Source organism: Saccharibacillus brassicae (assembly GCF_006542275.1).
GTDB classification, from domain to species: Bacteria; Bacillota; Bacilli; order Paenibacillales; family Paenibacillaceae; genus Saccharibacillus; species Saccharibacillus brassicae.
Window position 1 is genome coordinate 390,699 of record NZ_CP041217.1, and the last position, 14,242, is coordinate 404,940.

Sequence of the window (14,242 nt, forward strand, 5' to 3'; positions counted from 1 at the left end):
ACATGTACCCGTCCTTCTCCGACCTCTATAATTCATATTTGTAAGCGAATTCAATACATAGGGGGCGACAACATGAACCAACAAACGAAGAAGATCGCGGCGGGACTGCTTGGAGGGCTGCTCGCGGTCTCACTTACGGCCTGCGGAGGCAGCGCTTCGCCGGGCGGATCGACAGCGGCGGGCGGCAGCGGAAGCAGCAGCGGAGCCGGCGGCGCGACGATCGAGCTGGCGATTTCCAAAAGTTCACAGGATTCCATTTTCGTACAGCAGGACCTGCTTGACGCTTTTGAAAAAGAGAGCGGCATCAAAGTCAATCTCCAGCTACTACCGGCCGAACAGACGGCGACCGTGCTCCAGACGAAGCTTGCGGTCGACGAGACGCCCGATATCGTCCAGTACAACCTGGCCAGCGCGACGACGGATCTCAATCTAGAGCGCAATTTCGAGATTCTCGACGACGAGCCGTGGGTGAGCCGGATCGAGAACAAGGAAGTGCTGTCCGCGTACGGCCACGTATACAGTTTCCATCTCAGCCAGGATACCGGCATGCAGGGCGTCGTCTACAACAAAGACATGTTCGAAGAACTGGGCCTCGCCGTTCCGAACAACTTCGAAGAGTTTCTGGCCGTCTGCGAAAAGATCAAAGCCGCGGGTATCACGCCGGTGTTCATGCCGTTCAAGGACAACTGGGCCGCGAACGTCTGGCCGGCCGCCGCTTTCGCGGATTACGCGGAGAAGAACGAGCCGAAGCTGTTCAAAGAGCTTAACTCGGGCAAAAAGAAATGGTCGGATATCCCGGCGTTCGCGGATATTTTGCAGCAGCAGTACGAAGTGTACGAAAAAGGCTATACGAACGGCGACATCCTGAGCGACAGCTACGATATGGCGGTCGGCAAGTTCCTGAACAAGGAAGTCGCGATGATGTTCATGGGCGACTGGCTGATCCAGAACGTCAACGACAACGACCCGGATATGAATCTCGGCGTGTTCCCGATCCCGTATGCGCCCGACGCCAAACTCGGCGCGAGCCCGCTCGGCGGCCAGCTGTTCATTCCGAAAAAAGCGAAGCACATGGAAGAAGCAAAGCAGTTCTTCGAATATGTCGCCCGCAAAGACGTCGCCCAGAAGATCATCGACGAACAGAAATTCGTCTCCAACTTCAGCGACGTGACGACCCCGGAACTGCCGGCCTACAAGCAGGAGATCGTGGACGACTACATCACGCCGAAGCAGACCGTGCTTACGGTCGATGCCCATATGCTGGTCGACCGCAGCGAGTTGTACCGCCTGCTTCAGGACGAGTTTGCCGGCGGCATCGACGCGCAGGGCGTCTTGACCGCATGGGACGAGAAGTTCGCGCAGCTGATGAAAGACAAGGAAATCGAAGGGTTTTGATCGGAGCGTGAAGAGATGAGAATATCGAGAAAACTATATTCCTACTACCTGATCCTGCCTGCCCTGCTGATCTATTCCGTCTTGTTCGTCGTACCCGCGATCGCCGGCCTGTTCTACTCGTTCACGGATTGGCGGCTTGACCGGGTCGGCATCAAGTTTATCGGCTGGGCCAACTTTGAACGCATCTTCACCGACAAGACGCTGCTGCTCGCGATCAAGAACACGATCATCTTCGCGGTCGCAACCGTCATCGGCAAAAACCTGATTGGCCTGGCGCTTGCGATCGCGTTGAACATGCGGCTCAAAACGCGCAACATTTTGCGGGCCGTCTTCTATTCCCCGTCCATTCTGAGCGTTCTGGTCATCAGCATCGTGTTCACGCCGATGCTGCGCTCGGAAGGCACGATCAACCGGATCTTCGAGTCGGTCGGCCTCGGCTTCCTGGGCCAGAGCTGGTTGACCGATCCGCAGATCGTCATCTGGACGGTCGCCGCCGTATCGGTCTGGCAGCACGCCGGTTTCCAGATGGCGATCTATCTGGCCGGCCTGCAGTCGATTCCCAAAGACTACTACGAAGCCGCGACGATCGACGGCGCCGGCGCGTGGAGAAGCTTCCGCAGCATTACGCTGCCGCTGCTGCTCCCCGCGCTGAACATCAACTTGATGCTGACGCTGATCGGCGGCCTGAAAGTATTCTCCGAAGTGTTCGTCCTGACCGGCGGCGGTCCGGGCAACGCGTCGCAGGTCGTCGGCACGATCATCCTGCGTTCGTTCGGCGAAGGCAGTTGGGGACTCGGCACCGCGGTCAATACGCTGCTGTTCGCGGCCGTGACGATTATCGCCATTCCGCTGCTGATCTTCATGCGCCGCAAGGAGGTATCCGAATAATGAACTACACCCGCAAAATGGCCTGGCGCAATTACCTAGTCGAAGGCTTCCTGATCCTGGCTTCGCTGATCATTATCCTGCCGATGCTCGTCATGATCTTCGGCAGTTTCATGAACAACATCGAAGTCATGAAGTTCACGCTGCGCCTGCCGAGCGAATGGCATTTCTCCAACTACGCCACCGTATTCCGGGAAGGCGGGCTCGCCCGCGCGTTCTGGAACGGCATCCTGATCACCGGCGTATCCTGCTTCCTGAACATATTCACTTCGTCCGCCGCCGCGTTCATTCTCACCCGGCGCGACACGAAGCTGTCGAACTTTTTGTACATGTTCTTTTTCATGGGACTGATTGCGCCGATGTCGACCATTACGACGATTCGCGTCGTGCAGTGGTTCGGATTCTACGGCAGCATCACGAGCGTCATTTTGATCTATGCGTCGCTCAACACGGCGTTCAGCGTCTTTTTGTACAGCGGCTTTATCCGCTCCATCCCGAAAGCGCTCGACGAAGTCGCGTTTCTCGAAGGGGCAGGCACGCTGAGCGTCTTTTTCAAAATCGTCACGCCGCTCATTCTCCCGGTCAACGCGACGGTCGCGATCATGGTGTTCATGTCCGTCTGGAACGATATTACGATCCCGCTCTACTTCCTGACCGACAGCTCCGACTGGACGATGCCGCTCTCGGTGTACAATTTTTACGGAAAATTCAGCCGCGACTGGAACCTGATCTTCGCCGATCTCGTGCTGACTTCCCTGCCGGTGTTCATTCTGTATCTGTTCTGCCAAAAGTATATCGTGAGCGGCCTGACAGCCGGCGCGGTAAAAGGCTAAGCAGCTCTCAGCAAAAGAGCCGAATCATCGCAAAAAAGGACTCCCGTCTGCGGACAGGGGTCCTTTTTTGATGTTTGATCGGAGTCCGACCTTCGCCGCGATATGCAGCCAAGTCGTCGACGTTTCGTTTCGATCTGATGCGGGACCGGCCGCTTATCGGCAGCAGCAGGAACACGCACACACAACCATACACTCACTCACACGCTCCTGTGCCTCGCCAACAACGTCAGCGCCGAATTCTGCCGTTAGGCTGTAATCGTATCGTCCCACCGCATACCCTTGCTATAATCGCATCACGCAGCCTCTCGCCTTTAAGTTGTCTTCGCATCGCGTCGCCCCCTCACCCTTATGCTGCCATCGTATCGCGCCGTCCCACTCCTATGGTATGTCCAACCTGTATATAAGCAACATACCGATTTATAATCAAAACGATAAGTAAACTTATATAGCTTATACGAAATCGCAAAACGAAAGGGGTATGCCGCATGGATCAACAGCTTCGGGTCTTCGTGGCCGTCGCGGACAAAGGACACTTCTCCCGGGCCGCCGCGGTGCTCCATATGAGCCAACCTGCCGTCAGCCAACATATTCGTGCGCTGGAGGAGGCCGTCGGCGCGCAGCTGCTGGAGCGCAGCAACAAACAGGTCAGGATGACGCGGGCCGGCGAGATCGTCTACGCACATGCCAAAGAAATCCTCGGTTCGTATGGACGCATGCAAAAATCGGTCGAAGATCTGGGCAGCCACGCCGGCGGGGCGCTTGCGATCGGGACCAGCCCTACGTTCGGCGAATATATCCTGCCCCGCGTCTTGGCCAAGCTCAAGCAGCAGTATCCCGAAGTAGAGCCTTCCGTAATCATCGGGAAGACCGCCGCTGTCGCCGACAAAGTACGCACCGGCGAATTGGACGTAGGCATCGTGCAGGGGCAACCGCAGCCTATGCGGCCGCTGCGCGCGGAAAAGCTGGCGGACGACCGAATGGTGCTGGTAGCTTCACCGGATCATCCGCTGATCGAGCTTGCAGACGAACAGGAAAACGCATGGCAGCCGGTGTCCGAAGATCCGTTTATTCGCAAAGTTCGGGAAGACCTGAATCGGCCCGGCCTGCGGAGCAATGCTGCGCCGCCATTGAAACCGACCGTGCCGGAAGCGTTAAGCGCCCACGCCTGGATTCTGCGGGAACCCGGTTCGGGCACTCGCGAAGCCGCGGACGACGCGCTGCATAGGCTGGGCGTCGTCTCGCCTGCGGAGATTCTCGTCTTCGGCAGCACGCAGGCGGTCAAAGAAGCCGTGATCGCGGGACTCGGCATTAGTTTGCTGTCGCGTTGGACAATCCGGCGCGAACTTTACAGCGGCGAACTGCAAATCGTCGATATTCCCGGCCTACCGCATATCAGGCCGTTGTCGATCGTGACGGCGTCGTCTTTTCGGACGCGGGCTTTGGACATATTCATCGAGCTGCTGCGGCAGCAGCGGGAACTGACGGGACCTGCGGGAACTGACGTTTGAAAGCCAGCGGATGAAGCAGGCCGTGCCATCGGAAACTCGCCGGATACGAACGTCGCTTCGGTCGAACGGTCGGACGGTCGGACAGTTGAACAGTTAGACAGTTAGACAGTTGGGCGGTCGGAGGCTCGGACGGCCGTTCTGTTCTCAGCGCGAACGGCGCAGCAGCGACAGGGCGGCTTTGGCTTCGAGCAGGAAGCTGAACTCGACTGCGTGATCCGCTGCGTCCGCTGCGCCTGTTGCCTCCGCGTCCTCTAAAGTTTTCGCGGCCTCTGTGGCCTCCGACACTTCCAACACTTCCGAAGGCACCCGCAGCGTGATACGGCGGTCTTCTTCGGCGTCGTTGAACAGGACGACGGCGATCGAGCCGTCGGTGTTCTCGAACGCGGCCGAGCGGATCTCCGGCTGCGCGCAGGATGATCCGATCCGGACGGCGCCGGGGCGGATGATTTTGCTGAAATGGGCCAGCGCGTAGTAATCGAGCGTATACGTCAAAGCGCCGGTCGATTGATTCACCTGTACGATGCCGCGACAGGTGCTCTGCCCGAAGCCCGGCACGGTCGGTCCGTTCTGTTCATCAAGCGCCATGTTCCACAGCACAAACGATTGGCTGTTATGGCGCAGAATCTCGATGCCTGTGCGCAGCACGTTCGAGAAAGCCGGCTCGAACGCGGGAATCCATTCGCCGCCCGACCCTTCGGTGAAATGCACTTCTTTGCCGGGTACCGCCTGCAGAACGTCGGATTGCGCCGAAGCGTTGCCGCCATACCAATGCCACGCTACACCGTCGACTGCATCTCCCGCGCCGGCCAGCACTTCAAGCGGATAATCCGGCCGGTCCCAGTTATGGTCGTAGCATAAGATTTTGGCGGAAATCCCGGCCTGAACGAACGCGGGCTTGAGATAATCGCGGATAAACGCCGTCTGTACGTCGGCCGGCATGAACATGCTCGGATAATGCCGCGGCTCGTACAGCGCTTCGTTCTGCGGCGTTACCGCATGGATCGGCAGGCCGTGCTCGCGGTAAGCTTGAATATAGCGTACGAAATACTGCGCAAACGCGTCATAATACTCCGGTTTGAGGCGACCGCCCAACAGGGAGCCGCTTGTCTTCATCCAGCCCGGCGCGCTCCACGGCGACGCCATCAGCTTGAGATCACGGTTCAGCTCCAGCGCTCTGCGGGTCAGCGGAATGACGTCCGCTTCGTCGTGCGCGATCGAGAATTTGGCGAGCGACGGATCGCTTTCGCCTTCCGGCAGATCGTCATAGCTGTACAGGCTGCGCGCATAGTCCGAGGCACCCATCGGATTGCGCAGCACCGACAACCCGATTCCGCTCTGGGCGTCGAACAATTTGACCATCAGCTCTTCGCGCTCCGCTTCGCCCAGCACCCGATGGATCAGGTACGCCGACGAATCGGTAAACGAAGCGCCGAAGCCGTCCATGCGTTGGCCTCGCTCGTTCTGGTCCAGTTCGACGCGCGCGGCTCCTTCCACTTGCGCTTGCGATGCGGATTCCTTTTCTGTTTTCGTTTCCTTTTCCAGTTCAGCGCCGCTTGTCAGTTCGTCCATGCTGAGCTCCCGGAACAGGTCATATTCGCCCCGCGAGCGGTAGATCGTCCAGTTCGCCATCTCCGATTCCTCCATTATTTGAGGCCCAGTTTTTCTTTGTTTGCCGCCATTTTTTCGCTGCGGATCTTTACGATGTCGGTCCAGCCGTTTTGCTCCTGGAACGCTTTGTATTCGTTTAACACGGCTTCAAACGAAGCGTCGTCCTTGGCACGGATCAAGCTGACGAGCGTCGTGTTCCATTTCGTATTGATCGCGGTCAACGCGCGGGCCTGCGGCGTTCCCTGATCCGGGTTTATGTTTTCCAGAATAAAGTGCGGCACAAGCTTGCCTTCGCCCCATGCCTGCATTTGTTTGACCGATTCCGGGAACGCGTCGTCGCTGAGCGCTTTATGCTTGTCGTGGCCGAAGAACATGAACTCGCCCATCCGGTAATCTTTTTTATAACGATCCGCGTCGTCCGTTTGCAGCTTTTTGATCTCCGGCAGCAGCTCGACTTTGCCATCCGCGGTCATCTTGTACGTCTCGCCTTCGATGCCGTAATTCATCAACATTTGGCCTTCTTCGCTCAGCAGATACGTATAGATTTGGATCGCTTTGGCCGGATCTTTCGCTTTTTTGGTCACGTAGGTCACCATCCAGCCGGTAATGCCGGATTGGTTGAGCGTCGGCTGGCTGCCCTTCGTGCTCTGCGGCCCGTCGATCGCCATATAGGCTTTGTCCGGATTGGCCGTCATGAAGATTTGCAGATTGCCGCTCTGCTGCGGCGTGCCGTCCAGCAGCATCGTCGCATACTTGCCGACTTTCACTTTCTCCTCGAAGCCTGTGCCGTCGTCCGCGAAGCTGTCGTCGCTCAAGTCGCCGGCGCGATACGCTTCGTTCAGCGTTTTGAGCCAGGCCAGATAATCTTCGTCCAGATTGCGGTCGTAGAACTGTCCGTCTGCCGTTTGCAGCGGCACGCCGAGGAAATCCTGCAGCGTATCGCCCAGCGATCCGGTGCCTTCGCCGATCGAATTGAAACCGAACGGAATCAATTCCGGGAATTGCCGTTTGATCTCGCCCATCACGGAAGCAAACTGCTCCGGCGTGCCGATCTCGGGGCTGCCCAGCGCTTCATAGACGTCTTTGCGAATAATGAACGCCGTCTTGGCCGGGATCTCGCCGCTGTCGTAATCCGCCTGCGTGTTGGAATAGTTCGGGTAGCCGTACGTTTTGCCGTCTTTGAGCTGGAACCAATTCAGCGTGTCTTCGGCCGCGACTTTGTTAAAATACGGATCGTACTGCTGCGCCAAATCGTTCAGCGGAAGCGCCCAGGTAGACGCTTTTTGCGCGACGGCGGAGTTGGAATCGAATACGGTGATCAGGTCGGGCATATCGCCGCCGGCGAAAAAGGTGTTCAGCTTCGTATCGTCGCCTGTCAAAAATTTGATGTCGACGTTGAGGTCTTCCTTGATTTTTTTCGTGACCAGATCTTTGCCGAAGTCGGTATTCCACCAGTCCGCGTTCACGTACCACGTCAGCGTCGTCGCTTCCGCTTTTTTGTCCGATTTCCACGCCGGCGTCTCGGGGTCCAGCGCATAGCGCCCTTCCAGCGAGACCGGAGCCGCCGCTTCGCTGCCCGATCCGCCTCCGCATCCGGTCAGCATCAGCGCTGCCGCCAACATCCCCGCACCCAATTTCCAACCCGTACTTCTTAAAACGTTTTTATTTTGCCGCATGATTAAGTCCTCCGCTTCGCAAAAATGTAGTGGTGTTGATTGGGATTCCGTTTACTCCTTGACCGCGCCGAGCATCATGCCCGAGATAAAGTAGCGCTGCAGCAGCGGATAGATCGCCAGGATCGGCAGCGTCGTGATAACGATGGTCGCCAGCTGCACCCCTTTGGTCGTCGTCTCGATCACGACCGAACCGCCGATGTTTTGCATGGCCTGCGTTTGCGATTGGACGATGATCTCGTACAGCATCATCTGCAGCGGATACAGCGCCTGATCGGTCACGTACAGCTTCGTCGTCATAAAATCGTTCCATTGGCCGACCCCGTTGAACAGGGCGATCGTCGCCAGCGCCGGCATGGACAGCGGAATGAACAGGCTGAGGAAAACGCGCCAGTCGCCGGCTCCGTCGATTTTGGCCGATTCTTCCAAAGCGTCGGGCACATTGCGGAAAAAGTTCATCAGAATCACGACGTCGTAATAACTGAACAGCGCCGGAATGATATACACCCAGAAGCTGTTGAGCAGCCCAAGCGATTTGATCAGCAGGTACGTCGGGATCATCCCGCCGGAGAAGAACATCGTAATGACGCCCATCGCCACGTACAGCCTGCGTCCTCTCAAATATTTTTTGCTCAGTCCGTAGGCGACCATCGCGCAGAAGAACACGTGCGTCGAGACGCCGACGATCGTTTTGGCCACAGAGATGAAGAAAGCCTGCCAGATGTTCGCGTCCCGGAACACCGCGCGGTAATTTTCCAATGAAAACTCTGTCGGCCAAAACGCGAATCCGCCCTGCGCCAGCGATTGCCCGGAGCTGAACGAAGACACGATGACGTTCCAGAGCGGAACGACGATCGCCACCGTAAACAGCAGCAGCAGCGTGATATTGACCGCATCGAAGACCCGGCTGTCCATGCCTCCTTTGATTTTGGTCGATTTTGTCAGTATGCCCATGTCCGGTTCCTCCCTACAGTACGGATTGATTGTCGTTCAGCTTGCTCGTAATCTTGTTGGCGGTAAGCAGTAAAATAACGGATACGATCGAGACGCCGAGTCCGACGGCTGTCGCGTACGAGAAGTCGCCCTGCGCAAGGCCCATGCGGTATACGTACGAGTTGATGACTTCCGCTTTTTCGCGGTTTTGCGAGTTCATCAGCACCAGCGTCTGGTCGAGATTCGAGCCAAGCAAACCGCTGATCGTCAGAATCAGATTCAAGCTGATAATCATCTTCATGTTCGGCAGCGTGATGTTCCAGATCTGCCGCAGGCGGCCCGCTCCGTCGATCTTCGCCGCTTCGTAATAGGTCGGGTCGATCTTGGCCATGATGGCGAGATACAAAATGGTGCCCCACCCGGATTCTTTCCAAATATCGGACAGCGTCGCGATCCACCAATATTTGTTCGCGTCGAGCAGGATGTTCTGCGCGTTCGAGATGAGGCCGAGATCCAGCAGCAGCTGATTGAACAGCCCGGTCGTGGAGAACCACGTGATCATCATGCCGCCCAGCACGATCCACGACAGAAAATGCGGCAGGTACGAGACGGTCTGGACGAACTTTTTGAGCCGGTTGTGCCGCACTTCGTAGATCATGATCGCCAGCACGATCGGCAGCACGAATCCGATCGCAAGCTTCAGGAAGCTGATCGCGAGCGTGTTGACGACCGAGTCCCAGAAGTAGCGGTCGGACAGAATGATCTTGAAGTTCTCCAGCCCTACCCAGGGCGCGCTGCCCAGCGTGTCGATCACCGTATAACTTTTAAAAGCGATGGTCAGGCCGTAGATCGGCACGAAGCAGAACACGATCATGAACAAAATACCGGGAATGACCATCGTCTGAAGTTCCCATTGGCGCACGTAGTCGATCGCGAAGCTTTTGATTCTGTAGCGCATCGACGGTTTCCCGCTCGAAGACCGACCGGACGATTCCAGCGCAGATTTGGCCATTGGAAAGACTCCTCTCCTTTACGATTAAAACGTTTTTATTTGTTTGTAAAAAAAATTCGCTATCGACTACCTGCTTTCGGCTTCCGACTTGCGTTACAGCCGATCCCCCATAATGCGAGCGGTTACATTTCTTCTCAAAAAAAGAACCGGCGGATCTGCGGCGCGCGTCCGCAGTCCGGATCGCGGCGCACGCCGGGCCCGAGTGCCGGCTTACTCCGCCCGGTCGACCGGAACATGGCTGGAGCCGCGGACGATCAACTCGCCCGTCAGCGTCTGGCTGTGCCCTTCGTCTTTGCCCTGAATCATGCGCACGAGATGGTCGACGGTCAGGATCGCCTGGCGGGCGATCGGATTGCGCACCGTCGTCAGCGGCGGCGAGAAATACTGCGCGATATCCACGTCGTCGAATCCGACGACGCTGACGTCGCCCGGCACTTCGTATCCGTGCGCCTTGAGCGCCTGGATGCAGCCCATCGCGCTCAGGTCGTTGCCGGCCAGAAAAGCGCTCGGCAGCTTGTTTCCGTGCATGCGGATAAACGCCTTGATCGCGTTGAACGTGCTGTCTTCCTCGAAATACCCCTGGATCACGTAATCCGGATCGATCGGCAGATCGTATTCGCGCAGCGCGGCGCGGTAACCTTCGCGGCGCTGCACGCTGTCGAACATCGTATCGACGCCGGATATGTAAGCGATCCGTTTGTGTCCCAGCCCGATCAGGTACTTGGCCGCTTCGTAGCCGGCCGCGTACGAATCGAACGTCACGCTGCCCATCGTCTCGCTGCTGAATTCGCGATCGAGGAACACAGTTTTGATCTTGTCTTTTTGCATGACTTCGATATCGTGCGCGTCGATCTTCAGCTCTTCGTAAATGATGACCCCGTCCACGCGCCGGCCGAGGATGTTGCTCATGATGACCGACTTGTCCTTCGTCACGAATACGTTCAAACCGTAGCCGTGGCGCTCGCACTGCCTCGACATCGTCTCGATCAGCTTATAGAAATAAGGACCGGACACGCTTGTCGTGAAAAAGCCCAACATCATCGTCTTGCCCGACTTCAGCATCTTCCCGTTCAGGTTCGGAACGTAATTGAGCCGCTCCGCGACCTCCAGCACATGCTGCTTCGTCGCCGGATTGAGCACGTCCACGTCGTTGAGCGCATTCGACACCGTGGAAATGGACACTCCGGCTTCCCTTGCGACATCCCGGATCGTAATTTTAGTCATAGTGTGCGGTTCCTTTTATAAAAACGTTTTTATGATTTTAAAAATAGCACAGCTTTGTTCGGGTGGCAAGCCTAAATTTGGAAAAGGATACAAAAAGACTTCGCCGCAGCCGGCGAAGCCTGTAATTTCCCCTGTTCGGGCCGATCGGCGATCTTCAGCACGCTCCGCTACTCGTTCTTGAACAGCGCTTCGGCGACCAGATGTGCCGCACGGTCCGTACTCAGCTCGCCCAAGCCGACCATCTGCTTGAGCTGTCCGGCGAAGCTGACGCCCCGGTTGGACAAAATGACGAAGCCGGACTGCAAATCGCGGTTGAACGCCGCAAAGCTGCTCGCCCCGTACGTGGCGCCGTTATGCCAATGCGTGACCGTGCCGTCTTTGCGCATCGAACGCATCCAGGCGTAGCCAATGCCGACGCCTTTGGACGGCGCGACGGAAGCCTGCTCGTTCTGGCATGCCAGCAGCGAAGACTCGAACGGTGCGGCCGCCGGATGTTGGCCGAGCTGCGCTTCCAGATACGTCAGCATATCCGGCACGGTAGAGCGCACCGCGCCCGCGCCGGCCATCGCGGACGTGAAATCCCAATGCGGCACCGCTCGTCCGCCGGGCGCGAAGCCCGGAACGAGCACGGTACCCGCAGGCGCAGCTCCGCGGCCGGCCGCAGCCTTGGAAACAGCGGCCCCGCCGGCTTGGGCCGTCGATTCTGCCGGCGCCGCGTCCAGCACCGGCATCTCCGTTCCGCTCATGCCGAGCGGAACGAACAGCTCCCGCCGCAGCGATTCGTGCAGCGGAACGCCGGAGATTCGGCCCAGCGCCCAGCCGAGCAGGCCGTAGCCGTAGTTCGAATATTCATGCTTGGCGCCGCTGCGAAATTTTTCTTCCAGCACCGCTTCGAGCAGCTGTTCCTCGGTATAGGCGGCGTACGGATTGCTTTTGTCTTTTTTCATCGAGGCAATGACCTGGTTCTTCGCCAGCCGGGTCAGCCCCGACGTATGCGTCGCCAGCTGCCGCAGTGTGACCTGCCGGGCGAAATCGCTGCTCTCAAGCTCCGGGATCAGCTGCGCCAGCGTGTCGGAAGGCTGCCACAGCCCGTCCTGCTCGCCCTGCGCCAGACGAAAAGCGGTCATCGTCTTCGTGATCGAACCGATCTCGTACTGCGGCTCGGGCGCTTTTTTGGCTTTGCTTTTCGGTTTGCTTGTGCCGGCCTGCCCGGCCGCGCCCGATTCGGGCGTCCAATAAAACTTCTCTCCGCGCACGATCCAGCCGATCGCCGGAGTATGCTCCGGCAGCGCCGACCAGCGCGCGATTTTTTTGTTGTTTTGCAGCCTATCTGTTACGGCATCCATAAGAAAGCCCTCCTGTTCTCAATAGACCGTACATGCAGAGGGCAAAGGCTGCACGGGGTCATTTCCGTTTTTGCGGATTTCGTAATCGGTCGAACCTCACTTGCTTTGCTGTTCGTCTTTGCGTTTTTGTTCATCTTTGCTTTTTTGCAAGGCCGTGCCGAAAATAAGGCCCAGCGCCATGCCGAGCGGCAGCCCGATCGCTACATTTTTGAGAAACAAGCCGATCAGCAGCCCGAACGCCGAGCCGATCGCCAGGCCGAAGCCGAGCCATTTCTGTTCCGTCGGCCGGCTTTCTCCGCCCTGCGGCTTGTTACTTGGATCTGCGTGGCTCCGATCGTGTTCGCTTTGATGTGGACTCATGCTCGATCGCCTCCCGTTTACGAGTGGGTGAAAGGATACATGCCTAAGGCTGCGCCGGTGATTTTGCAGATGCGGGTTGCGGGGTCGGCGCGGCCACCTGAACGTCTTCTACCTTTCATGGTAAAGTAACGCGGGTCCGTTTGCAATTTTGCAGGTATATATGGAAGGTTCCCACGCGGCTTGCACTTGATACGGGGAAAACACGCCTAAAATTGCGAACCTGAAGCTCACATGAAACCCCGGGCAGGTTCGCACTCCGCACCCCGTACGGAATTAAACGATTTGACTTGTATTTTCGTCTCGTTTTGGGTAGGCTGATTTTGAGGTTCGCACTTTTGGGCTCGGGAAGCCTTGTCGGGCTTGGGCTGGAAGGGTGAACAGTCGCACCCCGTGTGGGTGCGTGGATTGAAACTTTTTGCGTCTCAGGCGCTCGGATCGGTCAAGCCGTCGCACCCCGTGTGGGTGCGTGGATTGAAACGCATCATTACTGGCGGTCCATTTCCGTGGCTGCTGGTCGCACCCCGTGCGGGTGCGTGGATTGAAACGCCATCAAAGTGTTCGGCATATTCGGAGGTGACGTCGCACCCCGTGCGGGTGCGTGGATTGAAACCGATTTCCGAACTCAATTTGTCGACGAGTTGCATGTCGCACCCCGTGCGGGTGCGTGGATTGAAACATAGGATGCAAAATCCTTAATAGCAAACGTCCTTCGTCGCACCCCGTGCGGGTGCGTGGATTGAAACCTCGTAGCCAGCTTTACGTCCGTAATGCCAACCGTCTCACCCCGTGCGGGTGCGTGGATTGAAACGACCCCGTTGCTGTCGGCATCCGGTGGATCGGTAAGTCGCACCCCGTGCGGGTGCGTGGATTGAAACGCCCCGGATCACGATGCGCTACATAGGCATCATAGTCGCACCCCGTGTGGGTGCGTGGATTGAAACAGCCAACAAAGTCATGCAGCTTAACTCGCTGATTACGTCGCACCCCGTGTGGGTGCGTGGATTGAAACGATGCGGAAGCGGATGACGGCGCGCCCATCCCGTGGTCGCACCCCGTGTGGGTGCGTGGATTGAAACCGCTAAACTCAGGGCGGATGAACAAGCTGAAAGGCGTCGCACCCCGTGTGGGTGCGTGGATTGAAACGGCGCATAGACCTTACCAGCATCGTCCGCCAGAGTGGTCGCACCCCGTGTGGGTGCGTGGATTGAAACGACATGCAAAAGGAGCTGGACGCGAAGATCGTAGTCGCACCCCGTGTGGGTGCGTGGATTGAAACGTGGGACGTGTATGCTCAGCTCAAGATATTTAAGTCGCACCCCGTGTGGGTGCGTGGATTGAAACATACATTGCTCCATCTCCTTTACCGTATGAATAAAGGTCGCACCCCGTGTGGGTGCGTGGATTGAAACTCCGCGAAGTCCCGTTCCATCTGCTTGCATTCTTGTCGCACCCCGTGTGGGTGCGT

The 14,242-nt window shown here is 57.6% G+C and carries 11 protein-coding genes and 1 CRISPR repeat array (1 of these 12 running past the window's edge); of the genes, 4 read left to right on the plus strand and 7 right to left on the minus strand.

Annotated features, from left to right (window positions below; translation table 11 throughout):
* Positions 1–72 precede the first annotated feature (72 nt).
* The 4 genes from FFV09_RS01625 (at position 73) to FFV09_RS01640 (ending at position 4,621) form a co-directional block, all read left to right on the plus strand.
* Entirely contained in the window at positions 73–1,395 is a 1,323-nt protein-coding gene (locus FFV09_RS01625; protein ID WP_141446062.1) for an ABC transporter substrate-binding protein, read from the plus strand.
* A gap of 15 nt (positions 1,396–1,410) precedes the next feature.
* On the plus strand, positions 1,411–2,283 hold the full coding sequence (locus FFV09_RS01630) for a carbohydrate ABC transporter permease (RefSeq protein WP_141446063.1): 873 nt from the start codon (positions 1,411–1,413) through the stop codon (positions 2,281–2,283).
* Positions 2,283–3,113, plus strand: a complete 831-nt coding sequence (locus FFV09_RS01635) for a carbohydrate ABC transporter permease (RefSeq protein WP_141446064.1) — start codon at positions 2,283–2,285, stop codon at positions 3,111–3,113. Before FFV09_RS01630 ends, FFV09_RS01635 begins: the two co-directional genes overlap by 1 nt.
* 485 nt (positions 3,114–3,598) lie before the next feature.
* Positions 3,599–4,621, plus strand: a complete 1,023-nt coding sequence (locus tag FFV09_RS01640) for a LysR substrate-binding domain-containing protein (RefSeq protein WP_141446065.1) — start codon at positions 3,599–3,601, stop codon at positions 4,619–4,621.
* Between the two features lie 144 nt (positions 4,622–4,765).
* Here the strand turns inward: FFV09_RS01640 and FFV09_RS01645 are convergent, their stop codons facing one another.
* From FFV09_RS01645 to FFV09_RS01675, 7 genes are all read right to left on the minus strand, one after another.
* Positions 4,766–6,250, minus strand: a complete 1,485-nt coding sequence (locus FFV09_RS01645) for a glycoside hydrolase family 30 protein (RefSeq protein ID WP_141446066.1) — start codon at positions 6,248–6,250, stop codon at positions 4,766–4,768.
* A 14-nt stretch (positions 6,251–6,264) separates the two neighbouring features.
* A complete protein-coding gene (locus tag FFV09_RS01650) occupies positions 6,265–7,905 on the minus strand; it encodes a type 2 periplasmic-binding domain-containing protein (protein ID WP_141446067.1) in 1,641 nt (546 codons plus the stop codon).
* A gap of 51 nt (positions 7,906–7,956) precedes the next feature.
* Complete coding sequence (locus tag FFV09_RS01655; protein WP_141446068.1) at positions 7,957–8,856, minus strand: carbohydrate ABC transporter permease; 900 nt, start codon at positions 8,854–8,856, stop codon at positions 7,957–7,959.
* Between the two features lie 13 nt (positions 8,857–8,869).
* Complete coding sequence (locus FFV09_RS01660; RefSeq protein WP_141446069.1) at positions 8,870–9,847, minus strand: ABC transporter permease; 978 nt, start codon at positions 9,845–9,847, stop codon at positions 8,870–8,872.
* Between the two features lie 210 nt (positions 9,848–10,057).
* Complete coding sequence (locus FFV09_RS01665) at positions 10,058–11,071, minus strand: LacI family DNA-binding transcriptional regulator (protein ID WP_141446070.1); 1,014 nt, start codon at positions 11,069–11,071, stop codon at positions 10,058–10,060.
* Positions 11,072–11,238: 167 nt separating this feature from the next.
* Positions 11,239–12,417 carry a serine hydrolase domain-containing protein gene (locus FFV09_RS01670; RefSeq protein ID WP_141446071.1) on the minus strand — a complete coding sequence of 393 codons (1,179 nt, stop codon included), beginning with the start codon at positions 12,415–12,417 and terminating at the stop codon, positions 11,239–11,241.
* Between the two features lie 96 nt (positions 12,418–12,513).
* Positions 12,514–12,777: a glycine zipper domain-containing protein gene (locus FFV09_RS01675; protein ID WP_141446072.1), complete on the minus strand. Its 264-nt coding sequence runs from the start codon at positions 12,775–12,777 to the stop codon at positions 12,514–12,516.
* Positions 12,778–13,157: 380 nt separating this feature from the next.
* A CRISPR array of direct repeats spans positions 13,158–14,242; the repeat unit is 32 nt; unit sequence GTCGCACCCCGTGTGGGTGCGTGGATTGAAAC (it continues 872 nt past the right edge of the window).